This window comes from Kitasatospora sp. NPDC086801, assembly GCF_044745805.1.
Lineage (GTDB): Bacteria > Actinomycetota > Actinomycetes > Streptomycetales > Streptomycetaceae > Kitasatospora.
In genome coordinates, this window is the sequence record NZ_JBIVAX010000041.1 from 31,652 (window position 1) to 58,583 (window position 26,932).

General features: G+C 73.1%; 24 protein-coding genes. 14 read left to right on the top strand and 10 right to left on the bottom strand.

The features are described from left to right. The first annotated feature begins 318 nt into the window (after positions 1-318). Positions 319-591, top strand: a complete 273-nt coding sequence (locus ACIPLC_RS30995) for a hypothetical protein (protein ID WP_400476353.1) — start codon at positions 319-321, stop codon at positions 589-591. A 93-nt stretch (positions 592-684) separates the two neighbouring features. On the opposite strand, the gene ACIPLC_RS31000 is transcribed toward ACIPLC_RS30995, so the two are convergent. Beyond that, positions 685-1,413, bottom strand: a complete 729-nt coding sequence (locus ACIPLC_RS31000; RefSeq protein WP_400476354.1) for a chitinase — start codon at positions 1,411-1,413, stop codon at positions 685-687. 266 nt (positions 1,414-1,679) lie between these two features. Between ACIPLC_RS31000 and ACIPLC_RS31005 the strand changes: the two genes are divergently transcribed. Next, positions 1,680-3,632, top strand: a complete 1,953-nt coding sequence (locus ACIPLC_RS31005; protein ID WP_400476355.1) for a tetratricopeptide repeat protein — start codon at positions 1,680-1,682, stop codon at positions 3,630-3,632. A 71-nt stretch (positions 3,633-3,703) separates the two neighbouring features. On the opposite strand, the gene ACIPLC_RS31010 is transcribed toward ACIPLC_RS31005, so the two are convergent. Further along, positions 3,704-3,958: a DUF6011 domain-containing protein gene (locus ACIPLC_RS31010; RefSeq protein WP_400476356.1), complete on the bottom strand. Its 255-nt coding sequence runs from the start codon at positions 3,956-3,958 to the stop codon at positions 3,704-3,706. 41 nt (positions 3,959-3,999) lie between these two features. Here ACIPLC_RS31010 and ACIPLC_RS31015 point away from each other — a divergent pair, with 41 nt between their 5' ends. Then, positions 4,000-4,767: a TetR/AcrR family transcriptional regulator gene (locus ACIPLC_RS31015; protein ID WP_400476357.1), complete on the top strand. Its 768-nt coding sequence runs from the start codon at positions 4,000-4,002 to the stop codon at positions 4,765-4,767. Here the strand turns inward: ACIPLC_RS31015 and ACIPLC_RS31020 are convergent. Next, positions 4,754-5,095, bottom strand: a complete 342-nt coding sequence (locus ACIPLC_RS31020; protein ID WP_400476392.1) for a winged helix-turn-helix transcriptional regulator — start codon at positions 5,093-5,095, stop codon at positions 4,754-4,756. The two genes, ACIPLC_RS31015 and ACIPLC_RS31020, sit on opposite strands and share 14 nt — an antisense overlap. A 208-nt stretch (positions 5,096-5,303) precedes the next feature. Between ACIPLC_RS31020 and ACIPLC_RS31025 the strand changes: the two genes are divergently transcribed. Continuing rightward, positions 5,304-6,152 (top strand): SDR family oxidoreductase, encoded by an 849-nt coding sequence (locus ACIPLC_RS31025; protein ID WP_400476358.1) that lies wholly within the window; start codon positions 5,304-5,306, stop codon positions 6,150-6,152. A 200-nt stretch (positions 6,153-6,352) separates the two neighbouring features. After that, on the top strand, positions 6,353-7,321 hold the full coding sequence (gene rarD / locus ACIPLC_RS31030) for an EamA family transporter RarD (protein WP_400476359.1): 969 nt from the start codon (positions 6,353-6,355) through the stop codon (positions 7,319-7,321). Between the two features lie 22 nt (positions 7,322-7,343). On the opposite strand, the gene ACIPLC_RS31035 is transcribed toward rarD, so the two are convergent. The 3 genes from ACIPLC_RS31035 to ACIPLC_RS31045 are packed head-to-tail and all read right to left on the bottom strand — an operon-like array spanning position 7,344 to position 10,662. Continuing rightward, positions 7,344-8,264, bottom strand: a complete 921-nt coding sequence (locus ACIPLC_RS31035; protein WP_400476360.1) for an ABC transporter permease — start codon at positions 8,262-8,264, stop codon at positions 7,344-7,346. Further along, positions 8,251-9,345: an ABC transporter ATP-binding protein gene (locus ACIPLC_RS31040; protein ID WP_400476361.1), complete on the bottom strand. Its 1,095-nt coding sequence runs from the start codon at positions 9,343-9,345 to the stop codon at positions 8,251-8,253. Before ACIPLC_RS31040 ends, ACIPLC_RS31035 begins: the two co-directional genes overlap by 14 nt. Before the next feature lie 3 nt (positions 9,346-9,348). Then, positions 9,349-10,662, bottom strand: coding sequence for an outer membrane lipoprotein carrier protein LolA (locus ACIPLC_RS31045; RefSeq protein ID WP_400476362.1), 1,314 nt, complete (start codon positions 10,660-10,662; stop codon positions 9,349-9,351). A 182-nt stretch (positions 10,663-10,844) separates the two neighbouring features. On the opposite strand from ACIPLC_RS31045, the gene ACIPLC_RS31050 reads away from it, so the two are divergent. Both ACIPLC_RS31050 and ACIPLC_RS31055 read left to right on the top strand, forming a co-directional pair. Beyond that, positions 10,845-13,433, top strand: a complete 2,589-nt coding sequence (locus ACIPLC_RS31050) for a bifunctional FO biosynthesis protein CofGH (protein WP_400476363.1) — start codon at positions 10,845-10,847, stop codon at positions 13,431-13,433. Between the two features lie 179 nt (positions 13,434-13,612). Then, positions 13,613-14,728, top strand: coding sequence for an ADP-ribosylglycohydrolase family protein (locus ACIPLC_RS31055; protein ID WP_400476364.1), 1,116 nt, complete (start codon positions 13,613-13,615; stop codon positions 14,726-14,728). A 156-nt stretch (positions 14,729-14,884) separates the two neighbouring features. Here ACIPLC_RS31055 and ACIPLC_RS31060 read toward each other — a convergent pair whose 3' ends face one another. The 3 genes from ACIPLC_RS31060 to ACIPLC_RS31070 form a co-directional block, all read right to left on the bottom strand. Next, the gene (locus tag ACIPLC_RS31060) at positions 14,885-15,094 is read right to left on the bottom strand and encodes a DUF397 domain-containing protein (protein ID WP_400476365.1); all 210 of its coding nucleotides are present in this window, start codon (positions 15,092-15,094) and stop codon (positions 14,885-14,887) included. Next, complete coding sequence (locus tag ACIPLC_RS31065; protein WP_400476366.1) at positions 15,094-15,954, bottom strand: helix-turn-helix domain-containing protein; 861 nt, start codon at positions 15,952-15,954, stop codon at positions 15,094-15,096. Before ACIPLC_RS31065 ends, ACIPLC_RS31060 begins: the two co-directional genes overlap by 1 nt. A gap of 609 nt (positions 15,955-16,563) precedes the next feature. Continuing rightward, positions 16,564-17,325 (bottom strand): GPP34 family phosphoprotein, encoded by a 762-nt coding sequence (locus ACIPLC_RS31070; RefSeq protein WP_400476367.1) that lies wholly within the window; start codon positions 17,323-17,325, stop codon positions 16,564-16,566. 298 nt (positions 17,326-17,623) lie between these two features. On the opposite strand from ACIPLC_RS31070, the gene ACIPLC_RS31075 reads away from it, so the two are divergent. Then, positions 17,624-19,879, top strand: coding sequence for a D-alanyl-D-alanine carboxypeptidase (locus ACIPLC_RS31075; RefSeq protein WP_400476368.1), 2,256 nt, complete (start codon positions 17,624-17,626; stop codon positions 19,877-19,879). A gap of 109 nt (positions 19,880-19,988) precedes the next feature. On the opposite strand, the gene ACIPLC_RS31080 is transcribed toward ACIPLC_RS31075, so the two are convergent. Continuing rightward, positions 19,989-21,521, bottom strand: coding sequence for a glycosyltransferase family 39 protein (locus tag ACIPLC_RS31080; protein WP_400476369.1), 1,533 nt, complete (start codon positions 21,519-21,521; stop codon positions 19,989-19,991). Positions 21,522-22,279: 758 nt separating this feature from the next. On the opposite strand from ACIPLC_RS31080, the gene ACIPLC_RS31085 reads away from it, so the two are divergent. The 6 genes from ACIPLC_RS31085 to ACIPLC_RS31110 all read left to right on the top strand — a co-directional run bounded on the left by ACIPLC_RS31085 (position 22,280) and on the right by ACIPLC_RS31110 (position 26,913). Further along, positions 22,280-23,437, top strand: a complete 1,158-nt coding sequence (locus tag ACIPLC_RS31085; protein ID WP_400476370.1) for a hypothetical protein — start codon at positions 22,280-22,282, stop codon at positions 23,435-23,437. A 148-nt stretch (positions 23,438-23,585) separates the two neighbouring features. Next, on the top strand, positions 23,586-23,825 hold the full coding sequence (locus ACIPLC_RS31090) for a transglycosylase family protein (protein ID WP_400476371.1): 240 nt from the start codon (positions 23,586-23,588) through the stop codon (positions 23,823-23,825). Then, positions 23,801-24,151 carry a hypothetical protein gene (locus ACIPLC_RS31095; RefSeq protein WP_400476372.1) on the top strand — a complete coding sequence of 117 codons (351 nt, stop codon included), beginning with the start codon at positions 23,801-23,803 and terminating at the stop codon, positions 24,149-24,151. The genes ACIPLC_RS31090 and ACIPLC_RS31095 overlap by 25 nt, the downstream gene beginning before the upstream one ends. Before the next feature lie 176 nt (positions 24,152-24,327). Continuing rightward, on the top strand, positions 24,328-25,014 hold the full coding sequence (locus ACIPLC_RS31100) for an ATP-binding cassette domain-containing protein (RefSeq protein ID WP_400476373.1): 687 nt from the start codon (positions 24,328-24,330) through the stop codon (positions 25,012-25,014). Further along, positions 25,014-26,270, top strand: a complete 1,257-nt coding sequence (locus tag ACIPLC_RS31105) for a hypothetical protein (RefSeq protein WP_400476374.1) — start codon at positions 25,014-25,016, stop codon at positions 26,268-26,270. Before ACIPLC_RS31100 ends, ACIPLC_RS31105 begins: the two co-directional genes overlap by 1 nt. Further along, positions 26,263-26,913, top strand: a complete 651-nt coding sequence (locus ACIPLC_RS31110) for a hypothetical protein (RefSeq protein ID WP_400476375.1) — start codon at positions 26,263-26,265, stop codon at positions 26,911-26,913. The genes ACIPLC_RS31105 and ACIPLC_RS31110 overlap by 8 nt, the downstream gene beginning before the upstream one ends. The last annotated feature ends 19 nt before the right edge of the window (positions 26,914-26,932 follow it).

Consider the following 26,932-nt stretch of genomic DNA (forward strand, 5'->3'; position numbering starts at 1 on the left):
TGGTGCTGGCGGTGGCGACCAGAGCGGCCGGAGACACCCGCTCGCGAGCCCGGCCGCGGTAGAGCGCTCGCCGGTGACGAAGTCGCGGCGGATGGGCAGGTAGCGCTGGCCGCCGTGGGGCGAGGGGTCGGCGCCGGATGCTCGGCGTGGAAGGCCTTCAGGAACGCTTCCTGCGCTGTGGTCGTCGTCATGTTCCCGGACCCGGACCCGGACCCGGACCCGGACCCGGATCGGCGAGAGCAGCAGGGAAGCGCCATCATCGGGCGCCCGCACGCCTGTTACCGTACCGGTGGTGACTCCAACGGAAGGGTTGACCGGATGGGAACCTCCGCGCACGTCATGGCGCCGCCGCTCCTCGCGGTCGCGGTGCTCCTGCTCGCCGTCAAGTGGATCAGGCGGCGTCGGGACGGCAGGCCCGTGCCGTTGCTGCCTCGATCGGGACCGGCCTGGGCGGGCGCGTTGGCCGCCGTCGCGTTCGTGCTGGTCACCGGCGGTCTGGCCGGCCGTGCCGGGGACGCGGTCGTGCCGGCCGTCGCGCTCGGGGGGCTGGTCGGGGCCTTCGTGGACCTTCGCTTCGACGCCCGGCGATGACGTCCGGCGCTGACGCCGCCCCTGGCCGCAGCACGAAACGACCCCGTGAGCAGGAAGTCGGCCCGGCCGACTTCCTGCTCAACTCTCGGCGCATCAGCAGGAGATGTTGCCGCCGCCGACGTCGGTGCCGAGGACGCCGACGAACTTCTTGAAGAGGTTGATGCGGTCGTTGCGCTCGTCCGGGTTCTTGCCGTTGCACTCCAGGTCGCCGTTGATGCTGCGGATGGTCTCGCCGAAGCCCTTGTTGTTGACGATGGCGTCGTGCGGGGTCATCGTCCCGGCGCCCTTCTGGGTGTCCCAGAACCAGAGGGCGGTCTTCCAGGAGACCGCGGCGTCCCGCTCGACCTGGTAGGGGTTGTTCAACAGGTCGATGTGCAGGGCGTCGCCCGCCGCCTTGTAGTTGAAGTTCCAGCTGATCTGGAGCGGGCCGCGCCCGTAGTAGGCGCTCTTGCCGGCGGGACAGCCGTAGGGCTGCGAGGCGTCGCAGTAGTGGCTGTAGTTGGCGGTGTTCTGCTCGACGACGTACTTCAGGTCGCCGGTCTCGTGGCTGACGTTGGCGAGGAAGGCGGCGGCCTCGCGCTTGCGGGTGGCCTCGTTGCCGGTGGTGGTGAACCCGGGGTAGGCGCTGAGGGCGTCGGTCAGGCCGCGGTAGGTGTAGAAGGAGTTCCGGCTCGGGAACATCTGGTTGAACTGGGCTTCGCTGACCACGAACGAGGCGGCGGCCGCCGGTGTGGCGTGCCCGGTGAGGGCGCTGGTGCCCAGGGCGACGGTGCTCAGGACGGCGGCCGAGGCGGCCATGGACAGGGTGCGGGAGAGCTTCATCGTCACTTCTCGCTTGGCGTCGGGGTGGGGTGAAGTGGGGTGCTTCGGGAGCGAAGCGCCGGTGACATCGTGGTGCGCGATTTCCGGAGAAAGGCGCTCGTCGACGCCCAAACCACTCGTTTGGGCCCTATCCACCCCAAGGTCTGAGAGCGATTCAGGCCATTTCCAGCTCGTCCGACACACCGACAGCGTGATCATCAGGTCATCAGATTCGCGGGATAACCTCGTCCGCGCACAGGAGACACCGCGAGCGGGGGGATGACCACATGGGGCACGCCGACGACGAGGGCGACGAGCGGCTGGCGGCGGAGGGCGAGGTGGCGGTGGCCCGGCTGGCCATCGACTCCGGAGACCTCCCGCACGCCGCCGACCACCTGGCCGACGCGATCCTCGCCGACCCCCAGCTGCCCGAACTGCACGAGGCACTGGCCGAGTTGAGCGCCGCCGCCGGAGGCCCGGCCGCCGCCCGCGAGCTGTTCCCGCTGGACGGCCAGGTCTACCTGGGCACCGTCGCCTGCCGGGCCCACGTCGAGGCCGCCGCCGGGGACTGGGACACCGCCGTCGGCCTGCTCGCCTCCGCGATCCAGTACGAGCCCGCGAGACCCTGGGCGCACACCGCCTGGCTCGCCCGCGAGGACCTGCCCGCCCTCGTCGACCCCGACGCCGTCGCCCAGGCGGTGGCCCGGGCCACCGGCGGCCTGCCCGACCCACTGCCCACCGAACTCGCCGACGCCGTCCAGCCGTTCGAGGACTTCGTGCAGGCCGTGGTGGCCCGCCACGGCGACCACGCGCTGCTGCTCGCGATGGCCTCCGGCCTCACCCGCCGCCTCGGCGCCACCGACCGCGCCGTCGAACTCGCCGAACTGGCCCACCTGCTGGCCCCCGGCTACCTGCCGTCCGTGATGCTCGGCAACGCCCTGCGCGCCCACGGCCGGCCGGAACGGGCGCTCGCCGTCTGGGAGGCCGAACTGGCCCGGGTCGAACCGGAGCGGGACAACTCCAGCAGCTACCTCGCCGTCGACGTCGCCGAGTTGTACGGCGCCCTCGGCCGCCCCGCCGACGGCCTGCCCTGGCTGGACCGGGTGCTCGCCACCGAACCCGACCACCCCAAGGCGGCCCCCGCCCGGTACGGCCTGCTGCACGCCGTCGACGGCGACCCCGCCCACCTGCTCGCCCTGGCCGACCACCACCGCGCCCACCCCGACCACGAGTACGCCCAGGACCTGCTGGAACGGCTCAGCCACCGGGAACCCTGGCTCGGCATGGTCTCCGGCGCCACCGAGGCGACCGTCAACGTGCTGCACCAGGTCCTCGCCGCCCCCGGCACCACCCGCGACAGCGAGATCGAATGCAGCGCCTCCGCCGTGGAGCCGCCCAGCTCCCTGCTGGCCGTCCGCCTCGCCCTGCCGCGCGCCACCGTCGACTACCGGTCCGTCGCCGAGCCCGACCCCCGGCTGCCGCTGGCCGAACCGACCACCCCGATCTGGTCCTGGGACGGCACCGACCCGCGCCCGGCCGTCGCCCCGCCCGCGCCGGACAGCGCCGAACTCGTCCGGGACACCGCCGAGATCGTCTGGGCGACCGTCCCCGCCGCCTACGACCACGCCGTCCGGCTGGCCGGGCTGCCCCTCGACGACCTGCTGGGCACGCTCGTCCACCCGCCGACGCCCCGGGAGGACGACCTCGGCCGGGCCCTGCTCGCCCACCAGCCCGAACTGTGGGTGCGGGCCGTCCAGGTCTTCGCCTGCCTCGGCATCGCCCACCACCGCACCGACCAGCCGTGGGAGGGCTCCGACCGCCGCCGCGTGCTGGTCGACCTGCTGCTCGGGCCCGAGGACTGGGTGGTCGAGGCGGCCGGCTTCGCCCTCGTCGCGATCGGCTGGACGCACCCCGAGACCCGCGCCGACATCGCCGACCGGCTCCGGCAGCGGCTGCACTACAGCGCCCGGGCCCACCGCACCCGGGTGGTGACCGTCCTGCGCTCGCTCGCCGCGCTGGCGCTCACCGCGCCGTGGCTGCCCCCGGCCGACCTCGATCTGGCCCGGCGGCTGATCGAGCGGGCCAAGGCCCGGGAGGCGCGGGAGGCCCGGGAGGCGGCGGAGGCCGGAGAGCCCGGAGGGGCCAGGGCGACCGAGAAGGCCGCGGAGCGCGAACCGGCGACCGAGGAGCAGCCGGAACCCCGCCCCGGCCTCCTCCGCCGCCTCTTCCGGCGCGCCTGACGAGCGGAGCGCTACGCGGCCGGCGCCGGTTACCCGGCGCCCGCTAGCCGATGCCCGCTACCCGGCGCCCGCTACCCGATGCCCGGCAGCGGATCCTGGTCGACGTCGAAGCGCGCGACCCGCTCCGCCGGATCACGGCACTCCGGGCCGAGCCGCAGGATCCGCGACTCCGGGTCGTGCAGCGGGCGGTGGCAGCGGCGGCAGGTGACGCGGGGGCGGATGGCCTCGGGGGTGTCGGTGCCCGGGAGCGGGTCCGGGCCGCCGGTCAGGCCGCTGCCGTTCGGGCCGCCGCCGGTCGGGACGCTGCTGCTCGGGACGCTGGTCATGGGGAGACGGTAGCCGGGCGGGGCCGTGAAAAGATCCCCCCATGGCCACGGACCGCAGCAGCGCAGGAGACCCGGCGCGCACCCTCGCCCTGCTCTGGGGGCTGACCGCCGAGGAGAAGCCCGGCCGGCGCGGCCCGAAGCAGGCCCGGTCGACCGGCGAGATCGCCGCCACGGCCATCGCCCTGGCCGACGCCGAGGGCGTGGACGCCGTCACCATGCGCCGGGTGGCGCAGGAGCTGGGGCTGTCCCCGATGGCGCTGTACACCTACGTCCCCGGCAAGGCCGAACTGCTCGACCTGATGCTGGACACCGTCTACGCCACGACGCCCCGCAGCACCCCCGCCGACGACGGCTGGCGGGCCAGGGTCACCGCCGTCGCCGACGACAACCGGGCGCTGCACCGCGCCCACCCGTGGGTCGCGGCCGTCTCCACCAGCCGACCGCCGCTCGGCCCGGGCCTGATGGCCAAGTACGAGTACGAGCTGCGCGCCTTCGAGGGCACCGGCCTGCCCGACGTCGAGCTGGACGCGGCGCTCACCCACCTGCTGGGCTTCGTCCAGACCTGCGCCCGGATGGCCGCCGACGAGCGCGCCGCCCGGCAGGACAGCGCGATGACCGACGCGCAGTGGTGGGCCGCCAACGCCGACCTGCTCGCCAAGGTCTTCGACGCCGAGCGCTACCCGGTCGCGGCCCGGGTCGGGGCCGCCGCCGGCGAGGCGCACGGCGGCGCGTACGACCCGGACCACGCGTACGCCTTCGGCCTGGCCCGCGTCCTGGACGGGCTGGCGGCCCTGATCAGCGAACGCTAGGCCGGGCGTCGTACTCCGCGCGGGCGGCCTCGACGGCGGGGACCCGCCGCTCGGACCAGTGCGCGAGGGCGGCGACCAGTTCGGCGGCCTCCCGGCCGAGCGGGGTGAGGCTGTAGTCGACCCGGGGCGGGATCACCGGGTGGGCCTCGCGGTGCACGAATCCGTCGCGCTCCAGCGTCTGCAGGGTCTGCGCGAGCATCTTCTCGCTGACGCCGGAGACCCGGCGGCGCAGTTCGCTGAAGCGGTAGCCGCGCTCGTGCAGCGCGCCGAGGACGAGGACGCCCCAGCGGCTGGTGACGTGCTCCAGCACGCCCCGGGACGGGCACATGCGGTCGAACACGCCGGTCGGCGGCAGCTCGCGCACCGGGACGGCCGGGCCGCCCTCCTCCAGGACCTTCATGCCATGACCTCCGCGCTGTCACCTCTGTGCCATTACCTCTATATCAGTACCGTACTTTGAAGTGCGTACTTTCGAAAGGTTAGTGCCGCCCCTAGGGTGAGTTCCGAGGCAGAAACCCCGTCCAAGGAGCATCCCCATGTACGTCGTCACCGGTGCCACCGGCCAGCTCGGCCGTCTCGTCGTCGAAGGCCTGCTGGCCGCGGTCCCCGCGAGCGAGGTGGCGGTCGCCGTCCGCTCCGCCGAGAAGGCGGCCGACCTGGCCGCGCGCGGGGTGGCCGTCCGCGTGGTCGACTACGACGACCCGGCGTCCCTGGCCGGTGCCTTCGCGGCCGGGGACCGGGTGCTGCTGATCTCGGGCAGCGAGGTCGGCCGCCGGATCCCGCAGCACCGCGCGGTGGTCGACGCGGCCCGTGCGGCCGGTGTCGCGCTGTTCGCCTACACGAGCGCGCCGGGCGCGGCGACCTTCCGGCTGGCCGACGAGCACCGGGCGACGGAGGAGCTGATCCGCGCCTCCGGCCTGCCGTCCGTCCTGCTGCGCAACGGCTGGTACACCGAGAACTACCTGGGCGACGCGGCCGGTACGGTGGCGCGCGGCGTGGTGCTCGGCAGCGCCGGGGGCGGCCGGGTGGCCACCGCCCCGCGCAAGGACTACGCGGACGCGGCGGTCGCCGTCCTCCTCGGCGAGGGCCACGAGGGCAAGGTGTACGAGCTGAGCGGCGACGCCGCGTGGAGCCTGGCGGAGCTGGCGGCCGAGCTGGCGCTGGTCTCCGGCCGGCCGGTCGAGCACCGGGACGTGCCGCCGGCGGAGCACCTCGCGGCGCTGGTCGGCGCGGGCCTGCCGGAGGGCTTCGCCGAGGTGCTGGTGGACGTGGACGCGGGCATCGCCCGCGGCGAGCTGGCCGGCACCCCGGGCGACCTGGCCCGGCTGATCGGCCGCCCGACCGTCCCGCTGGCCGAGTCGGTCCGCGCCGCGCTCCGGGCCTGAGGCGCTCCGGGCCTGAGACGTTCCAGGCCTGAGACGTTCCAGGCCTGAGGCGCCCCAGGCCTGAGACGCTCCGGCCGGCCGCGAACCCCGCGTTTCCCGAGGTCAGAGCTGTCATGACCAAAATGCGGAAACGGAGATGACAGGCCGCCCCTCCGCCCGCTACCGTCACCTCGACACACGCGCGCGGAGGGCAGGCGGCCATGCCGGAGACAACCCAACAGGACAACGGCCGAGGCCTCTGGTACGGCGTCGCGGCCTACGGCATCTGGGGCCTGTTCCCCCTGTTCTGGCCACTGTTGGAGCCCGGCGCCGCCGACGACATCCTGGCCAACCGGATGGTCTGGTCCCTGGTCGCCGTGGTGCTGCTGCTGATCGTCCAGCGGCACTGGAGCTGGATACGCCCGCTGCTGCGCCAGCCCCGCCGGCTCGCCATGCTGGCCGGCGCGGCCACGGTGATCTCGATCAACTGGGGCGTCTACATCTGGGGCGTCAACGCCGGGCACGTCGTCGAGACCAGTCTCGGCTACTTCATCAACCCGCTGGTCACCATCGGCTTCGGCGTCCTGGTGCTCAAGGAGCGGCTGCGGACGGCGCAGTGGACGGCGGTCGGCGTCGGCGCGGCCGCCGTCGCGGTGCTCAGCGTCGCGTACGGGCGGCTGCCGTGGATCGCGCTCACCCTGGCGCTCTCCTTCGCCACGTACGGCCTGCTGAAGAAGAAGGTCGGGCTGAGCGGGCTGGAGAGCCTGGCGGCGGAGAGCGCCTTCATGTTCCCGTTCGCGCTCGGCTACCTGGTCTACCTGGAGGTCAGCGGGCGCGGCACCTTCGGCCACACGGTGGCCGGCTCGTACGGCTGGGGGCACTCCGGGCTGCTGCTGCTCAGCGGGGTGATCACGGCGATCCCGCTGCTGTTCTTCGGCGCGGCGGCGGTGCGGGTGCCGCTGACCGTGCTCGGGCTGCTGCAGTACCTGGCGCCGGTGTTCCAGTTCCTGATCGGTGTGGCGGTGTTCCACGAGTCGATGCCGCCCGCCCGCTGGGCCGGCTTCGGCCTGGTCTGGCTGGCGCTCGCGGTGCTCACCTGGGACGCGCTGCGCCAGGTGCGGGCCGACCGCGCCGGGCGGGCCGCGGCCGTGCCGCAGCCCGCCCCCGCCGAGGTGGCGATCAGGCGCTGATCCGCCCCCGCCCGGCCGGTGGTCAGGCGCTGATGTCCCGGCTGGTGAAGCGGGACCAGGCCGCCGCGCCGAACACGGCGACGTAGGCGGCCTGGAGGCCGAGGTCCTTCCACACGCCGTCCCAGTACATCGGCTGCCGCAGGAGGTCCGCGAAGCTGAGCCAGTAGTGGGTGAACAGGAAGGGCCGCACGGCGTCCAACTGCGGGAAGGCGTCCAGGATCTGCACGGTGACCACCAGCCCGACGGTCGCGGCCATCGCCGCGATGCCGCTGCCGGTGAGCGTGGAGACGAACAGCCCGATCGCCACCAGCCCGGCCAGCGAGGCCGCCACCACCCCGGCCACGAGCACCGCCCGCAGCAGCGCGTCGCCGAAGCCGATGGTGTCCCCGGAGATCAGCGTCACCTCGCCGAGCGGGAACAGCGCGGCACCGGTGGCCAGCGCCGCCGCCGCGACCGCCACGGTGGCGGCCAGGCAGAACACCAGCCCGGCGGTGAACTTGGCGGCCAGCAGCCTGGTGCGCCCGGCCGGTGCGACCAGCAGGTAGCGCAGCGTCCCGGTGGCCGCCTCACCGGCGACCGAGTCCCCGGCGACCACGCCGACCGTCATCGGCAGGAACACCGGCAGCGCGACCGCGAGGGCGGTGAAGACCAGGAACAGGCCGTTTTGGGTGGTCTGCGCGATGAAGTTCACCCCGCCGCCGCCCTCGTGCGGGCTGCCCGTGTTGAGCTTGACGACCACGCCGATCAGGATCGGCAGCACCGCCAGGATCCCCAGCAGCACCTTGGTGCGCATCCGGCGGAAGGTCAGGTGCAGTTCGTTGCGGAACAGCGCCAGGAACCCGGCCGCCGTCTGCGGCCTCCGCCCGGTCCGGACCGGCTGAGCCCCGACCGGCACCGCCCCGGCCTGCGACATCCCGGCCTGCGACAGCTCAGCCTGCGACATCGAAGCCCTCCCCGGTCAGCGCCACGAAGGCGTCCTCCAACGTGCCCCGCTCCAGCCCGAACCCGTGCACCCGCACCCCGGCCTCGACCAGCGCCGCGCACAGCTTCGGCAGCGCCTCCTCGACCGGGGCGTCGAGCGAGCCGAGCGCGCCGAGCTCGCCGTCCACCCGCCCGTCGCCGGGCAGCAGGGAGCCGACCCGGTGGGCCGCCAGCACCTCCACGGCGTGCGCCACGTCCGGCGTGCGGACCACCAGCCGGCCCTGCGCGCGGGCGGCCAGTTCGGCGACGGTGCCCTGCACCACCAGCCGGCCCCGGGACATCACCGCCGCGTGCGTGCAGACCTGCTCGATCTCGTCCAGCAGGTGCGAGGAGAGGAACACCGTGGTCCCCTCCGCCGCGACCTCCCGCACCAGCGCCCGGATCTCGCGCATGCCCTGCGGGTCCAGCCCGTTGGTGGGCTCGTCCAGCACCAGCAGCTCGCGCGGCTGGAGCAGCGCCGACGCCAGGCCGAGCCGCTGCTTCATGCCCAGCGAGTACGCGCGGGCCTTCTTGGCCGCCGCGGCGCTCAGCCCGACCCGTTCCAACGCCGTCTCGACGCGCAGGCGCCGGGTGCGCGGGTCGGCGGTCGGGTCGGCGGCGTCGAACCGGACCAGGTTGTCCCGCCCGGAGAGGAAGCCGTACAGCGCCGGGCCCTCGATCAGCGCGCCCACCCGGGGCAGCACGGAGGCGACGGACTGCGGCATCGGCTCGCCGAGGACGGTGGCGACGCCGGAGGTGGGGGCGATCAGGCCCATCAGCATCCGGATGGTGGTGGTCTTGCCGGAGCCGTTCGGGCCGAGGAAGCCGAAGACGGAGCCGCGCGGCACGCTCAGGTCCAGGCCGTCCACGGCGAGCTGGCCACCCCGGAAGCGCTTGGTCAGGCCGCGGGTCCTGATCACGTCGTCGGGACGGGAGGAACCGGGGGAACCAGGGGAGGAGGTGGAGGGGGAGGAGGAGGTGGAAGGCACGGGGCCCGGGCGCTGCTCGGCGCCCGGACCCCCGGCCGACTCCGTAACGTCCCCCGTTACGGGAGCCTTCGTCATCCGTCAGTTCACCCCGGCGGCGTGCTGGAGCACCGGCAGGGTCACCGCGCCGGCGAACACCCGGCCGTCGTCGGTGACCAGGACGTTCACCACCTTGGTGCTGATCAGCGTGCCGCCGCCGACCGGCTTGCCGAGCGACTTCACCAGCGCCTGCGGGTTCAGGGCCGCACCCCGGCCGCCGTGCTTGCCGCCCTGGCCGCCGTCCTGCGGCGCGTCGACGGCGCCGCCGGGCAGCTGCGCCGAGACCACGGTCGTCCAGCCCTCGCCGATCACGTTCACGCCGCCGTGGTCCTGGCCCGAGGCGTCCTGACCGGCCTTGCCCCCGGGCGCGGAACCCGTGGGCGCGAAGCCCTGCGGCATCTCACCCTTGGCGCCCCCGTCCGCCTTGTGCTCCGTCACCTTGGCGCCCTTGGGCACGGTGAAGTCGAAGGTCTTGGCGGCCGGCTTGGCGAAGGACACGTCGGTGAAGTGGACGTCCAGCACGGTGGAACCGTCGACGCCCTTGACCACCACCGAGAGCGGCACCCCGTTGTCGGCGGCGACCGCGATCCGGACCTCGGCGACGGTCGAACCGGACTGGGCGGGCTTGACGCTCAGCTGGTACGCCTTCTGCCCGGCCACGTTGGCGGTGCCGGCCACGGTGACCGACGTGGTGCCCGCGCTCGCGGTCAGGAACTGCCGGGCGGCCTCCTGCGGGGTCGTCGGCACCCCGGTCAGCGGTGCCCCGGGGTGCTTGCCGGCGGCGTCGGGGTGCTTGCCAGCGGCGTCGGGGTGCCGGGCGGCCGCCTGGCCGGTCAGGCGTACGGCGGTGTTGGTCGAACTGTCCCAGGCCCAGGCCTGGTCGCCGTTGTGGACGACGGTGTAGCCGGCCATGTCCTCCAGCAGGTCGACCCGCTGGCGGTCCGGGCCGTCCACCGCGACCCGCAGGGTCTGGTCGCCGCCGAGCAGGCCGAGCAGCTTGGCCTGCGGGTCGGCCGCCGAGGAGCCCTGGCCGCCGCCCCCGCGGCCGGCCACCGCGCCGAGCCCGCCGGCCGCGGCGCCCAGCAGCTGGCTGGGCAGGCCGAGGTCGGTGGAGACGGACACCGTGCCGGAGAGGGTCTGCGCGTCGGAGCCGAGCGCCTTGGCCACCAGCTGCTCCGCCGTCAGCGAGGGAAGGTCGGGCGGGGCGTCGGCCGCCAGCGCGGGCACCAGCCCGACCCCGGCGGCGATCACCGCGGCCACCGCCAGCGGCACCCCGGCCCGCACCAGCGTGCGCCGCCGTGAGCGGTACGGCACGCCGCCGTCCACGTTGTCCCCCGCCGCCGTGTCATTGGTCATGGCGTCCTCAACTCCTCTGTGAACACGGGCGATTGGCTGTGCCCCTCCATTAGAGGCCCCCGCCCCGCCGCCGTCATCGCCCTGCAGGGCCAGTTCGGGGTAAACCTCACGGGTACACCGACCCTGAGACGCCCTCAGGGTTGGCTCCTCCGAACGTACGACACCTGGCGTAGGGTCGCGCCATGGACGGAACCGCCATGGACGCAAGCAACCCCCCGACCGCGAACGCGATGCGGCGCGCCCTGCGCCGCGCCCGGGACGGCGTCGCCCTGGACGTCACCGAGGCCGCGGTGCTGCTCCAGGCCAGAGGCGAGGACCTGGACGACCTGTGTGCGAGCGCCGCCCGGGTCCGCGACGCGGGCCTGGCGGCGGCCGGGCGGCCCGGCGTCATCACCTACTCCAAGAGCGTCTTCATCCCGCTCACCCGGCTCTGCCGCGACAAGTGCCACTACTGCACCTTCGCCACCGTCCCCGGCAAGCTGCGCCGGGCCGGCCACGGGATGTTCATGTCCCCCGACGAGGTGCTGGACGTCGCCCGGCGCGGAGCCGAACTCGGCTGCAAGGAAGCCCTGATCACCCTCGGCGACAAGCCCGAGGACCGCTGGCCCGAAGCCCGCGAGTGGCTCGACGCGCACGGCTACGACGACACCATCGCCTACGTGCGGGCGATGTCGATCCGCATCCTGGAGGAGACCGGCCTGCTCCCGCACCTCAACCCCGGGGTGCTCGGCTGGACGGACTTCCAGCGGCTCAAGCCCGTCTCCGCCTCGATGGGCATGATGCTGGAGACCACCGCCACCCGGCTGTGGAGCGAGCCCGGCGGCCCGCACTTCGGCTCGCCGGACAAGGAACCGGCCGTCCGGCTGCGGGTGCTGGAGGACGCCGGGCGCAGCTCCGTCCCGTTCACCAGCGGCCTGCTGATCGGCATCGGCGAGACGTACCAGGAGCGCGCCGAGTCGCTGTTCGCGCTGCGCAAGGTCTCCCGGGCCTACCACGGCGTCCAGGAGCTGATCCTGCAGAACTTCCGCGCCAAGCCGGACACGGCGATGCGCGGCATGCCCGACGCCGAACTGGACGAACTGGTCGCCACCGTGGCGGTGGCCCGGCACGTGATGGGCCCGGCGGCCTGCCTGCAGGCGCCGCCGAACCTGGTGGACGGCGAGTACGGGCGGCTGATCGCGGCCGGCGTCGACGACTGGGGCGGCGTCTCGCCGCTCACCCCCGACCACGTCAACCCCGAACGCCCGTGGCCGCAGATCGAGCGGCTCGCCGAGCGCTCCGCGGCCGCCGGCTTCGAGCTGCGCGAACGCCTCGCCGTCTACCCCGAGTACGTGCGGCGCGGCGAGCCCTGGCTGGACCCGCGGGTGCTGCCGCACGTGCGCGCCCTCGCCGACCCGGGGACGGGGCTGGCGAACCCGGACGCGGTGGTCCGCGGCCTGCCCTGGCAGGAGCCCGAGGACCTGCCCGTCTCGTACGGGCGGACCGACCTGCACGCCACCATCGACACCGAGGGCCGCACCGGCGACCGCCGGGCCGACTTCGAGGACGTCTACGGCGACTGGGAGGTGCTGCGCGAGCAGGTGCTCGCCGAGGGCGCGCCCGAGCGGCTGATCGGCGACCTGCGCGAGGCCCTGGCGGTGGCCGCCGACGACCCGACGCGGCTCACCGACGACCAGGCGCTGGCGCTGTTCCACGCGGACGGCCCGGCCCTGGACGCGCTCTGCCGGATCGCCGACGACGTCCGCCGGGCGGCCGTCGGGGAGGACGTCACCTACTGCGTCACCCGGAACATCAACTTCACCAACGTCTGCTACACCGGCTGCCGCTTCTGCGCGTTCGCCCAGCGCCGCACCGACGCCGACGCCTACACCCTGTCGCTGGAGCAGGTCGCCGACCGGGCCGCGCAGGCCTGGGAGGTCGGCGCCACCGAGGTCTGCATGCAGGGCGGCATCCACCCGGACCTGCCCGGCACCGCCTACTTCGACATCGCCCGCGCGGTGAAGGAGCGGGTGCCCGGCATCCACGTGCACGCCTTCTCGCCGATGGAGGTGGTCAACGGCGCGACCCGCACCGGGCTGTCCATCCGCGACTGGCTCCAGCGGGCCAAGGAGAACGGCCTGGACAGCATCCCGGGCACGGCGGCCGAGATCCTGGACGACGAGGTCCGCTGGGTGCTCACCAAGGGCAAACTGCCGGCCGCCACCTGGGTCGAGGTGGTCACCACCGCGCACGAGCTGGGCATCCGCTCCTCGTCCACCATGATGTACGGGCACGTGGACACCCCGAAGCACTGGCTCGGGCACCTGCGGCTGCTCGCCGAGATCCAGCAGCGCACCGGTGGCTTCACCGAGTTCGTGACCCTGCCGTTCATCCACACCAACGCGCCGGTCTACCTGGCCGGCATCGCCCGGCCGGGCCCGACCGCCCGGGACAACCGCGCGGTGATCGCGATGGCCCGGCTGCTGCTGCACCCGCACATCCCCAACATCCAGACCAGCTGGGTCAAGCTGGGCGCGGAGGGCGCCGCCGAGATGCTCCGCTCGGGCGCCAACGACCTGGGCGGCACGCTGATGGAGGAGACCATCTCGCGGATGGCCGGCTCGGCGTACGGGAGTTACAAGTCGGTGCGCGACCTCCAGGCGATCGCCGAGGCGGCGGGCCGCCCGCACCGCCAGCGCACCACCACCTACGGCGAGGTGCCGGCCGAGCGCCTGGCCGCGGCGCTGGCCTCGGACGGGCACCTGCCGGAGCTGCTGCCGGTCCTGGACTGATCCCCGCCCCGCCCCTCCGGTTTCCCGGCCCCGGCTGCTGCCCTTGCGGCGGCCGGGGCCGGGAAACCGGAGTACGAGGGACGCCCTTGATTCGCTCGGGTCTTCGAATACAGTGCCAGGGCGCGCGCCACGGCCGTGCGTCGCGCAGCCCCTACCCCGAGGAAAGGCGCCCCGTCGTGATGCCACTGTGGTCACGCGCCCAGCAACAGGACTTCCGCAGCCGGGTGCGGGGCTGTCTGCTCGGCGGTGCCCTCGGCGACGCGCTCGGCGCCGGCGTCGAGTTCGAGTCGCTGGAGAAGATCCGCGCCCAGCACGGCCCGCAGGGCGTCACCGGCTACGTCCCCGCGTACGGGCGCACCGGCGCCGTCACCGACGACACCCAGCTCACCCTGTTCACCGTCGACGGCCTGATCCGCGCCCACATCCGGCGCGACACCGGCAGCTGGCACCCGCCCACCGACCTGCACCTGGCCTACCTGCGCTGGGCCGCCACCCAGCGCGACTGGGGCCCCGACGAGCGCCGCCCCGACCTCGGCTGGCTCGGCCGCGAGGAGTGGCTGTACGCCCAGCGCGCCCCCGGCCAGGGCTGCCTGTCCGGCCTGACCGGGGCCGACGGCGAGTCCCTCGGCACCGTGGAGCGGCCCAAGAACCCGCACTCCAAGGCCTGCGGCACGGTGGTGCGGGCGGCGCCGTTCGGCCTGCTCACCACCTGGGAGCCGGGCCTGGTGTTCCAACTCGCGGTGGAGTGCGCGGTGCTCACCCACGGCCACCCCACCGGCTACCTCGCGTCGGGCGCGCTCGCGGTGATCGTCCAGAGCGTGGCCCGCGGCGGCACCCTGGAGGAGGGCGTCCACCTCGCCCTGGCCCTGCTCTCCGAGCGGCAGGCGCACGAGGAGACCACCGCCGCGCTGCGGGCCGCGCTGGACGCGGTCCGCGCCGGCGAGCCCTCCGCCGACCGGGTGGAGGCGCTGGGGGAGGGCTGGGTCGCCGAGGAGGCGCTGGCGATCGGGGTCTACTGCGCGCTGGTCGCGCACGACGTGCGCTCGGGCCTGCTGCTCGCCGTCAACCACTCCGGGGACAGCGACTCCACCGGCGCGATCTGCGGGAACCTGCTCGGGGTGCTGCACGGCGACACCGCGCTGCCGTCCGGGCTGGTGGCCGGGCTGGAGGGGCGCGGCGCCATCCTCGAACTCGCCGACGACTTCGTGCTGGAGCTGATGCACGGCAACGAACTGCACGACCCGCGCACTCCGGAGGGGCTGACCTGGTCCGAGCGGTACCCGGTGGTGCGCTGAACCGTCCGGGCGGGAGCGGCAGTTCGGGTGGGAGCGGCAGTTCGGGTGGGAACGACAGTTGCCCGTAGCGTCGGCCGCCGACGCCGGTGAGGGCGACGGCCACTGCTACGGGCAACTGGGCCGAGCTCGGATTCGTACCGGGCGCGCGGGGCCGGTTCAGCGGCCGCCGAACACCCCGGTGGCCGCGGCACTCGCGAACGCGGTCCAGGCCTCGGCGGAGAAGCGCAGCTGTGGTCCCTGAGGGTCCTTGGAGTCCCGTACCGCCACCGCCCCCGCGGCCTGCGTGGCGATCTCCACGCAGGCGCCGTTACCGCCGCTGTGGCTGCTCTTTCGCCAGCGGGTTCCGTGCTCGGAGGTGGTGCTCATCAGTGGTATCCCTCTTCAATCTCAGCTATCAGCGTCCGGCTCTCCGCCACTCCGAGTGCCGCCGCCCTCAGGTAGTCGTACAGACCGGTATAGCGGCGCACGTCCGCGTCCTTCTCCAGGTAGAGATCGCTCGTCACCCCTTCGAAGTAGACAACCGTGGAATCGGCTGACTCGGGGAACTCCAGCAGGGAGAATGTCCCGGTCATGCCGGGGTGGGCCCCGGCCGAGAACGGGATCACCTGGATGGTGATGTTCGGGCGCTGGCTCAGCTCCATCATGTGCTTGAGCTGCTGGGCCATCACCTCGCGGCTGCCGACCTCGCGGCGCAGCACCGCCTCGTCTATGACGGTCCACAGGCTGCCCAGCTGGTGCTCGCCCTGGATGCGGTCCTGGCGCTTCATCCGGACCTGCACCCGGCGCTGCACGGCGAGCGCGTCGGTGTCCGGCTGGGTGCCCTCCACGACGGCCTGCGCGTACTGCTCGGTCTGCAACAGGCCCGGGACGAAGGAGGACTCGTACGCGCGGATCGAGGAGGCCTCGGCCTCCAACCCGATGTAGACGCTGTACGGGGTCGGCATGTCGTTGAAGTCGTGCCACCAGCCGCGCTGGCGGGACTCCTTGGCCATCTCCATGAGGCTGGAGCGCATCTGCTCGTCGTTCACGAGGTAGACGTCGCAGAGGTCGCGCACGTCGCGCTGGCTGATGCTGCGGCGGCCGTTCTCCAGTCGGCTGATCTTCGACTGGGAGACCATCAGCCGGCCCGCCACCTCCTCCGCCGTCATCCCGAGGCCCTCGCGGAGTTTGCGCAGCTCCGAACCCAGGCGCCGACGGCGCACGGTGGGATTGATGCTCGTGGACACATCGACCTCCGGCCGGACCTCTGGTGATCGTTGGAACGGCAGCCCTCGGAACACTTCGGACATTGGGACCAACCCCCCTGACTTGGAGCAGCATGTCACCTCGGGCCAGGTCGGCGTCAGGGAATCACAGCAGCGCATTAGAACAGATCGTCATAAAAGCACTTCTGTGAGACGGCGAGGGCCTTCGCGTGGTAATGCGGCTCAGCGGCTCGAACCGGTACGGGCTAAGGATGTGCTCCCCGGCGGCGCAGGTGCCGGTGGCACATGCGAGGGCAGGACCGCCGGGCTCCCCGGACGGGGCCCCGGCGGGCCCTCGGGGACGGCAGAGGGGCGGTCGCCGGGCGACTTCCGTCGCGGGGCGACCGCCCCTCCGTGCTGCTGGTGGTGCGGGGTGGTGCCGGTGCTGCTTCGGTGGTGCGTCGGGTCGCTCACGCCGTTGCTCAGCGCCGTCGGGCGGCGTGAACGGAGCGTCGCGCGCCGTCGTAGCGGGTCGTGCGGGTCTTGCCCGTCGTTACGGGCCGTGCGGGCCGTACACGCCGTGCGGGCTGCACGTGCCGCGCAGGCCGGACGGCGATCGGTGCGGCGCCCCGCGTGCCCGGGCGGGCCCGGTCAGCGGACGCCGACCCGCGAGGCGGCGACCCGCCCGGAACCCCGGCCCGCCGCCCGGGCGCCGGAACGCCCGGCCCCGGCCCCGGCCCCGGTCCCGGTCCCGGTCCCGGAACCCTGGGGAGAACGGTTCTGCTGCGCCGGCAGGCCGTTCTGCACGTCCATCACGGCGTGCGCGACCATCCCGCCCAGCGGGTCGTACCGGATCAGGTCGCGCAGCCGCGACCGTGAGGACCGGCCCTCGTTGCCCGGATACAAGTGCTTGCCCAGGCCCACCGAATGGGCCAGCGCCGCCAGCGCCGCCGTCCGCGGGTCCGGCGGCACGCCGGTGCGGATGGCGGTGTCCAGCCGCTGTTTGATCGCGGCGTTGGTGCAGTCGTCCGACGCCTGGTAGCGGGTCGTCGGCAGCACCCCGCACACCTGGCCCGGCACGGCCGTGACCATGCCGCAGCGCTCCAGGTGCGCCAGGTAGGTCTGCCGCAGCCCCAGTCGGGGCCCGCCGATCCAGTGCGCCGCGCGGACCGGACTGCCGCGTCGGCGCAGCAGTTCCAGTGCGTGGTCCAGGGTCGGGTCGCCGGTCGGCCGTGCGAGCACGACAGCGATCCGGTCTCCCTCCGGTACGATCCGTCCGGCCAGGGACAGCTCGACGAGCTGCGCCCCGGCGAGTCCGAGGTCGAGGGTCTGCGGCTGCGCCGTGGTACCCGTGGTCGGGTCCAAAGCGAGCAGCAAGAGTTCCTCGGGAATAGTTCTGCGGCTCTTGCCCATCCAAGCCTCCCCGCGTGGATGAGAGACAGGGTGACGCCTCTCACACGGGCTTGTCGAGTACGCCTCCGAATCGTGACCTTGCAGTGAAGGCGGGGAACCAGGGGCGGCGGGCCCGGCGTCTGACCGGTGAACAGACCGCAGTACGCCCGTGCGACGGCAATAAGCGCCGGTCGGGCGGGGTGTGCGCGGCCGGATCGGCCGGCGGTGGCGGAGACTGTACAGGTACACGGGGCGGGGCGTCGGCTTCCCGAAATCGGGTCTGCCGGTGCCCCGCCGGGCGTTGAGGAGGCTGGGATACGTGGGCGAGTCCCCCGACAGGGTGCTGAGGGACGGCGAGCGGGCGCAGGAGCGCGAACGCGAACGGACCGGGAGTGCCGCCGGCGCGGACCCGGACGGCACTCCGGACGGCACTCCGGACCGGGAGGCCGACGCCGCCCCCGGCGACGCGCCGGCGGCGGGGGTCAAGCGCGGCTCGACCGTACAGCTCCGTGTCCGGGATGTGGACAGCAAGACCACGATGCTGCGGCTGCCGGTGGACAGTGCGACCACCGCGCTGCGGCTGCCCGAGGAGCTGACCAGGCCCGCCGGTGGCGGAAGTTCCGGGGGTGAGGGCGAAGACGCGGAGGCCGCGACGGCCGCCGGTGGCGAGGGGAAGGCGGCCGGACGGTCGACCGGAACCGATCCTCGTCTCGCCATGCGGACGGCCGTGGGCGGCGCCGGCGCGGTGGCGGGGAGCGTGGAGAAGGGGACGGAGGAGTCCGGCGAGAAGGCCGCGTCCGGGGGCGACACGCCCGGGGCGGCCACGACCGCCGGGGCCGCCGAGGCCGCCGCGCCCGAGGCCGGGGAACCGGAGGAGGCTGCGCCGAAGACGGTGGCGGCCGAGCCGGCCAAGTCCGAGAAGTCCGGGAAGTCCGAGGAGCCGGGGAAGCCGGGGAAGCTGGAGAAGCCCGTGCCGCTGCGTGCCCCCGTCGCTTCCGCGGCTGCTGCGGCCTCCGCAGCCGGCACCGTGCCCGAGCCCCCGGCGCCGACCCCGCCGCCCGAGCCGGCCCCCGTCCCGGAGCCGGTGCCCGAGCCGCACCCGGCGCCCAAGCCCCTCCCCGAACCCGAGCCGCAGCCCGGCCCGGAGCCGCTGCCGAAGCCGGCCCCCGTGCCCGCGCCCGGCCCCGCCCCGGCCCCGAAGCCGCTGCCCACCCCCGACCCGCAGCCGGTGCCGTCCGTCCCGCCGCTGCCGAAGCCCGAGCCGCTGCCCGCCCCGGAGCCGCTGCCCGCGCCGGAGAACACCGCCGAGGCGATGGAGGTCCTGGCGACCCTCAACGCGCGCCCGGTCTCGCCGCTGCGCCGCGCGCTCAAGCGGATCACCATCTGGACGGTCTTCCTCGCCGTGGTGCTCGGTGCGGCAGTGGTGGCCCAACTGCTGCGCCCGCTGCCGGACGCCAAGGTGCGGCTGTCCGCCGCAGGCGGCTTCAGCTTCGCCGGCGACCAGCTCGACCTCGCCTGGCCGGCCAAGGGCCAGTCCGCCGCCGAGGTGGTCGGCGTCGGCAGCCTCGGCAGCTCCGGACAGGAGACGCCGGCCTCGATCGCCAGCGTCACCAAGGTGATGAACGCCTACCTGATCCTGCAGAAGTTCCCGCTGAAGAAGGGGGAGAGCGGCCCGAAGATCACCGTCGACAAGCAGGCCGCGCAGGAGTCCGGCAACCTCGACGAGTCCCGGGTCACGCTCACCGAGGGCCAGGTGCTCACCGAGTACCAGGCGTTGGAACTGCTGATGCTGCCCTCGGCCAACAACGTGGCCCGGCTGCTCGCCCGCTTCCACTCCGGCTCCGAGGACGCGTTCGTCAAGCTGATGAACGAGACCTCGGCCAAGTTCGGCATGACCAACACCACCTACGCCGACCCGGCGGGCTTCGTCGCGGACACCAAGTCCACCGCCAAGGACCAGCTGAAGCTGGCCGAGCAGGTCATGCAGGACGAGATCTTCCGGCAGATCGTCTCCACCCCGGAGACCAACTTCAACAACGCGAAGGTCCCCAACACCAACAACCTGATCAACCCGAAGAGCGGGGTCATCGGCGTCAAGACCGGCTCCAGCACCCCGGCCGGAGGCTGCCTGATGTGGGCCGCCTACAAGGAGATCGGCGGTGTGAAGCGGCTGATCCTCGGCGTCACCCTGGGCCAGCCGGCCACCTCGCCCAATCCCGGCGACGGCATCCTGCCGACCGTGCTCAAGGTCAGCGGCAAGCAGATCCAGGCCGCGCAGAACGGCCTGACCGGCCAGACCGTGGTGAAGAAGGGCGACGTCGTCGGCACCGTGGACGACGGCCTCGGCGGCAAGGTCCAGGTCGTCGCGACCAAGGACCTCGTGGTGGCCGGCTTCCCGGGCATCACCGGTACCGTCACCCTGGACGCGGCCAAGGTCGGCCACACCGCGAAGGCCGGCCAGGAGGTCGGCCTGCTGCGGGTGGGCGCGGGCGACGACAAGACGGAGGTCCCGGTGGCCCTCCAGTCCGACCTGAACCCGCCGTCCATCCAGTCCCGGCTGATCCGCACGCTCTGAGACCGCGACGACGGAGGGGGAGCCGGTCCGCCCGGCTCCCCCTCCGTCGTGTTCCGTCGTGTCCGGTCGCGCTCCGTCGTGCCGCGTCGTGCTCCGGGTCGCTCTCCCGTCAGTTGTCGCGGTCGAGCAGGGCGACCGTGACCCCGCCGAGCGGCGTCACCTGGTCGGGCGCGCCGTACTGCGTGCGGAGAGCCTGCGCCTGGTCCTCCGGCATGGTGGTCAGCGGGTCCTCGGTGTCCCCGAGGACCAGCAGCCAGATCCGCGCCGCCTGCCCCAGACAGGCCTCCGGCTGCGGGCACGGCGTCGGCGACAGGTCCTCCGCGTCGTCGGCGCTCTGCGCGACGAACACCGGGTACGGGTGGACGTCCGACGGCAGGTAGTAGCTGACGCCCGGCCACACCATCGCCCAGGCCTGGTTGCCCAGGGGGGCCGCCATCCCGTCCCCGGACCGGTAGCCCGCGGCGATCACCCCGGCCGCCGCCCGGAACGGCTCCTCCGACCCGTTGTGCGAGCCCACGTAGCGCACCGCGGGCTGCTTCGGCAGCGCCGCCACGGCCGGGGCGGCGAGCAGTCCCAGCGCCAGCAGTCCCACCGCCGCCCTGGCCGGTCCCGGAGCGCGGAAACGTTTCGCCCAGGCCGCCGCGACGCCGTACACCGCGCCGACCCCGCCCCCGGCCAGCACCGCCCACGCGGGCACCGTGAACAGCATGTACCGCTCGATGAAGTACGAGGTGCCGCCCTGCGACACCACCCACACGCCCGCCACCGGCAGCCCCGCGAGCAGCAGCGCCTGCCCGGCCTGCACCCGCCGGCCCGGCAGCAGCAGCGCCGGCAGCGCCAGCAGCACGAAGGCGTAGAACACCGTGTGCGAGCCGAACAGGTGCTGGCCGAAGTGCACCAGGCCCCCGAGGTTCGGCGTCTCGATCCAGCCCAGCTGCCGGTCCGACTGCCGGCTGCCGAGCAGCACCACCGGCAGCACCGGCACCGCCGCCACCCCCACCGCCGCCGGGTACTGCCACAGCAGCCGCCGCTCCGCCGCGCCGCGCGTGCGCCACAGGTGCAGCAGCACCAGCGCGACCTGCCCGGCCACCGTGCTGAACGAGATCAGGTGCCCGGCGCCGGCCACCGCCATCGCCGCGCAGTACGGCGCCCACCGCCGCCACGTGGGCCGCTCCAGCGCCCGCACCAGGAACCAGGTGGCCGCCGTGATCGCGAAGGTCACCAGCGCGTACGCGCGCGCCTCCTGCGCGTACCGCGACACCTCCGGCGGCACCGCGAACAGCAGCCCCGCGCCGACCGCCGCCACCCGGTTGCCGAACAGCCGCTCGGCGGTCAGCGCCACGAACGCGGCCGCCCCCGCCATCGCCAGCACGGACGGTATTCGCAGCGCCACCACGGAGTCGCCGAACACCGTCGTCCAGCCGTGCATCAGCAGGTAGTACGCCCCGTTGCTGGCGTCCACGTGCTGGAGCAGCCGGAGCAGGTCGCCCAACGACCGGGTGGCCACCGTCCAGGTCGCCATCTCGTCCCGCCACAGCTCCGGCGTCCCCAGCCGGTACCCGCCCACCGCCAGCATCACCACCGCGGGCCACACCCACACCTGCCCCAGCAGTCGCACCACCGGGTGCCCAGCAGGTCTCATCGGGTCCTTCGTCTCCTTCGCACGGCGCGGCAAGGCGGTCGAACACTTTTCCGGCAGGCTACTTGACCCGCTCTGACCCCTCGTCGGCACCCGCACCCCCACCCGGTCCCGACCCGGCCAGGCGCGGTCCCGACCCGGCCCCGGCGCGGACGCCGACCGCTCCTGGCCGGAACGGTCCAGGGCCACTTCCGTCCAGCCGAAGTCCCTTCCACCGCCGCCGAGCTGCGACGAAGCTGGTGATCGCCGCCAGGGAGCACCGCTCAGGGCGGCACCGGAGAGCGCGTCACCGCGGGACGCGGCCACCGGATCCCACCCTCACGTCGCAGCAGGAGAGGACACCGTCATGCTCCGCACCGTCATGACCGAGGCCACCGCGGTCGCCACCCTCGCCGTCGCAGGCCGGGCCGCCGCCGCGGCTGCTTCTTAGCGCCTGTCCGGGGCTGACGGCCCCACCACCTCGCCCCGGCCCCGCCGGGCCCCCTCGACCGGCTGCTCCTGCGGGGCGGCCGTCCCGCCGGGCCCGCTCCCGAGGCAGGCCGATCCGAGCGCCGTACCCCGGCCTCGCCGAGCGCCGCACCCCGCGGCGCCCCGCACCAGCGCGTCGAACCAGCGCGTCGAACCGCCGCCAGGCCGGCTGCTCCCGCAGGGCAGCCGACCGGAATCCGCGCGCCGCGTGAGCCGCCCGTCACCGTCGGGCCCCGAGCACCTCGAAGCCGGGCCCAGCCGCCAACCCCGTCCACCACGTCCGGAGGTCCGCCATGTCCGCCAACCGTTCGAAGCTCGCCAACGTCGCCCTCGCCGGGGCCCTCGCGCTCGGCGCGGTCGTCTCCACCGTGTCGCTGACCGCACCGGCGCAGGCCGTCGGCACCTCGTCCGTCAACGGCCCGATCAGCCGCTCCGAGATCATCGCCCGGGCCCAGAACTGGGTCGACCAGGCGGTGCCGTACAGCCAGAGCCTCTGGCACAGCGACAGCAACGGCTCCTACCGGCAGGACTGCTCCGGCCTGGTCTCGATGGCCTGGCACCTCGGCTCCAGCCGGGTCACCTCCACCCTCGACGACATCTCCACCCAGCTCGGCAGCCTCGACGACCTGCAGCCCGGCGACATGATCGACAACATCAGCACGCACGTCGTGCTGTTCGCCGGCTGGACCGACGGCAGCCACAACACCGCCGTGGTCTACGAGGAGCCGCGGCCGGGCCTGACCGCCCGCAAGATCAACTACTCGCGCAGCTCCCTGATCAGCGGCGGCTTCAAGCCCTTCCGCTACGACAAGACCGTCGACAGCACCCCGCTGCCGCCGAAGCAGGGGGCCGTGGGCTGGGGCGCCCAGGTCGTGGTGAACGGTGGCGGCAACGTCTTCCACACCACCCGTTCCTCCAACGGGAGCTGGACCGGCTTCGGGAACGTGGAGAGCGTCGCGGGCGACATCGGCGGCGTCCAGTCCATCGCGGACGCCGGCATCAACGGCGACACCCACCTGCTCGCCGTCGGCGGCGACGGGAACATCTACCACACCATCCGTCACTCCGGCGGCAGCTGGGACCGCTTCACCGACATCGGCCCGCAGACCAACAGGCTGGGCAACGTCACCAAGGTCTCCGCGGTCTCGATCGGCGGCGACCTGCACGTCGTCGCCGTAGCCGACGGCAAGCTCTTCCACACCGCCCGGCTCGCGAACGGCACGTGGCAGCCGTTCGCCGAGCTCGCCCCCGTGATCGGCTCGTTCACCGCCAACCGGGTCAGCGCCGCCAACATCGACGGCGAGTTCCAGGCCGTCTTCATCACCAACGACGACCGGATCATGCACACCATCCGCGACGGCTCCGGCAGCTGGGACCCGGCGGCCCCGATCCAGCTGAACGGCGTGAGCGGCAACCACTACGCCGTCTCCATCGGCGGCACCTACAACTGACCGTCCCCGCCCGCCGGTTCCACCCCCCGGCCCACCGCCGCCCCGCCGCGGTGGGCCGGCCCCCTCGCCGCCGCCCTCCTGCCGTCGCGCCGCTCACCCCCGGCTCCGTCCCGCGCGAGCCGTCCCGCCCCTCCGAGAAGAGGTCACGATGTCCCGCGCCTCCCGCCGACCCCGCGCAGCCGCCCTCACGTTCACCGCCCTCGCCGCCCTGAGCCTGTCGACGGTGGCCGCCGGCTCCGCCCAGGCGGCCTCGGTGGCCACCTGGGACCGGGTGGCGCAGTGCGAGAGCAGCGGCGACTGGAGCTACTACAAGGCCGGCTGGCCGTACTACGGGGGCCTGCAGATCACGAAGAGCACCTGGGAATGGCGAAGTTCAGCAACCCCATAGCACGGGTCCGCTCCGTCGCGCCCAAGGCGGCCGCCGTCGCAGGCGTTTCAGCGCTCGCGCTTCTTGCTTTCATGCCGGCCGCGCAGGCGTCGTCCGGCACGAGCGGCAACGTGCTCGGATGCTACTCCACGTGGGGTAACACGGGAACCAGCGGGCACTGCTACAACGTCGAGAAGGGCGGCACGTTCGAGCACTTCGCCGCATGCAACGTCGAGGTCGACAAGTATGCGTACCTCAGCATCTCGCAGGGCTCCACTGTCTCCAACTGGGGCCAGCTGAACTGCACTTGGAAGATCGACTGCTCTAGCATCGACTGCCAGGGCTGAGTTCGGGCAGAGGTTCTGAGTGATCGTGGCATGCCTTGCATGCCACCTGTGGCCGGGTGCCGGCGTCCCGTCGACGCCGGTACCCGGCCTGGACCGATGAGAGGCGACACGTGCAGGCCGTAGTGAAGGCATCCGGGCTGGGTCAGGGATACAGCCGGAAGCGGGTGCTAGCGGGGATGGACCTCCAAGTCAATGCCGGGGTCCTCGGTCTCCTGGGGCCGAACGGGGCGGGTAAGACGACACTGCTCCGCACGCTCGCGACCATTGTCCCTCCTGCGGAGGGAACCCTGGAGATCTGCGGGCAGCAGATCACGTCCGAGCGGACCGCACGGGCAGCACGTCGGAACATCGGCTACCTGCCGCAGGAGTTCGGCTACTACCCGGCCCACTCGGTCTACGATTTCGTGCGCTACTGCGCGTGGCTTCGAGAAGTCCCGTCCCTTGAGGCCCGTTCGGCGTCCCTGCAGGCCATCGAGGCCGTCGGGCTCGCGGATCGCGCCGGGACGAAGATGAAGTCGCTCTCCGGCGGGATGCTCCGTCGCGCCGGAATCGCGTCGGCCCTGGTGGGCTCTCCCAAGCTGCTGCTTCTCGACGAACCCACCGTCGGTTTGGATCCGGCGCAGCGACTCGACTTCCGCCAGATGATCCGCGGCCTGGAGGGCATGGCGGTGATCCTGAGCACCCACCTGGTCGAGGACGTGGCTGCGATCTGCGACGTGGTCGCGGTCCTGGCCGACGGCCGGTTCGTCTTCCGTGGGTCGCCCACCGAGTTGATCAGCCAGGCCGCTCCGGAGGCAGTCGGCGACAGTCCGCTGGAGCGCGGCTACATGCACGTCCTCAACGGCCGGGGGTCGGCTGCCTGATGGGCGCTTTCTGGTTGGAAGTTCGTCGTTCGCCGCTTCGTTGGTGGTTCCCGTTCCTGGTGGTGGTGGATCTGGCGGTTCTCTTCGGCCGAGCCCGTTGGTGGATCGGCGTGTGGCCGCAGGCGAGTGTCGCGGCTCAGATCCCGGCGTTCTACTTCGGGCCCGCGCTGGCAGCGGTATCCGCCTGGACGGCGGGCCGCACGTCCAGGCACGGGCTCGTTGACCAGCTGGGTGCTTCCGCGCGTCCGCGTTGGCAGGCGGAGTGCGTGCAACTGGCGGCAACCCTCTGCTACGGGATCCTGGTCTATCTGGTCGGTGCGGTTGTAGCGGCGTCAGTGAGTTTCCCCTCTGCTGGACCGGGTTTTCTGTGGCCTGGGTATCTCCTGCTGGGGCTGAGCCTGCTGGTCATCTGCAGTGCGACCGGGCACCTGGTCGGATCGTGGGCGCGGTCACAGATCCTCGCGCCGGTTCTGACCGGGGTGGGGTGCCTGGCCGCGATCACCCTGCTCGGCTCGGGCAGCGGGTTCTTCGCCCTGGTCGGAGAGCCTTTCCTGTCCGTGCAGGTCGTGCCCATCCTGCTTCGGATTCTCCTCAGCCTGGCGGTGGCGTCCGCCGCGGTGATGGTATCCAGGTCCTCGGTCCCGGGCTTCCGGCAGAAGCGGAGGGCGCCGCGGGCACTGCAGGTTCTCGGTACATTGCTGGCCGTCATGGTCGCCGGTTTCGCCGTCGCCGCCGCAGGGCCGCTCACGTCACCCAGGACACCACCGAAGGCTGCCACCTGCTCGGACACCCAGCCCCGTATCTGCCTGTGGCCCGAGGACCGGAAGTACACGTCCCAGGCGGACGTGATGGCCAGGAACCTTGCCGCCCTGCCCGCCGGCCTGTTCGTCGTGCCCCCGGTGTTCTACGAGCGGGGACTGCGTCCGGGCCGGCAGCTCGAGGACTTCTACATCGGAGAGGGGTCGATGTGGGAAGCGGCCGAAAGCATTTCGATCAACATCATCACGGAGACTCTTCCGCGCGGCTGTCAGCCCAGGTCGCCCGCTGCGGCGCAGAAGTACTACACCGCCGCGTTTGAGCTCTCGACGTGGCTCAGCGTCCGTATGACAGGAGGCGGGCAGCCGGCGAGCGTCCGGGGTGGCCCCCCCGGAGTGGATCGGGCCGCAGTTGCTGTGGTCGCCACGCAGCCGGAGCCCACACAGACGGCGTGGGTTCGCGACCGCCTTTCCACCGTTCGGAACACCGACTGTGGCTGAGCGTTTCGACATGATCTGGCGATACCTGCGACTGCACCGTCTAGAGGTGGTCTGCCTCGGTCTCCTCGCCACCTGCACCACCAGCGCGGTAGTGGGATCCCTGGTAGCGGTGCTTCCATCCGGCGGCCCCAGCGGGACGGTCTCGATCCCGCTCCGCAGCTACCTCCCCCTGACATCGGCCGTTATCGCTGTCAGCAGTCGGCACAGTGCCATGGCAGACATGGAAGCGGCCGGATCGCACTGGCTGAAGCGTTCTGAGCTGCTTCACACTGCCGCGGTGGCGGCACTCGTGGTCGTACTCACCGGCGTTACGGAGCTGTTCGTCTCCACTCCGGAAGTGGCCGTGGTCCTTTCCCGCGCTGCTGTCATATGGGTCGGCCTGGCTGTGCTGTCGGGGCGGCTCTTCGGATGGTTGCTCTCCTGGATCCTGCCGGTCATCACCCTGTTTCCGCTGACCTATCTGGCCGAGGACGAGAACGGCGGTGATCGCTGGTGGGACTGGACCCAGCAGGAGGCGACGAGCTGGCCGTGCTGGGCACTGGCCGGGGTGAGCATGCTGATCGCCGCGTGCGCGATGGCGGCGACCTCGTGGCGAACTGCCGCACTCGCCGGACGAGTCCGAGGATTCCGGCAGGGCGGCTGAACAGGGCCGGAGCCCGGTA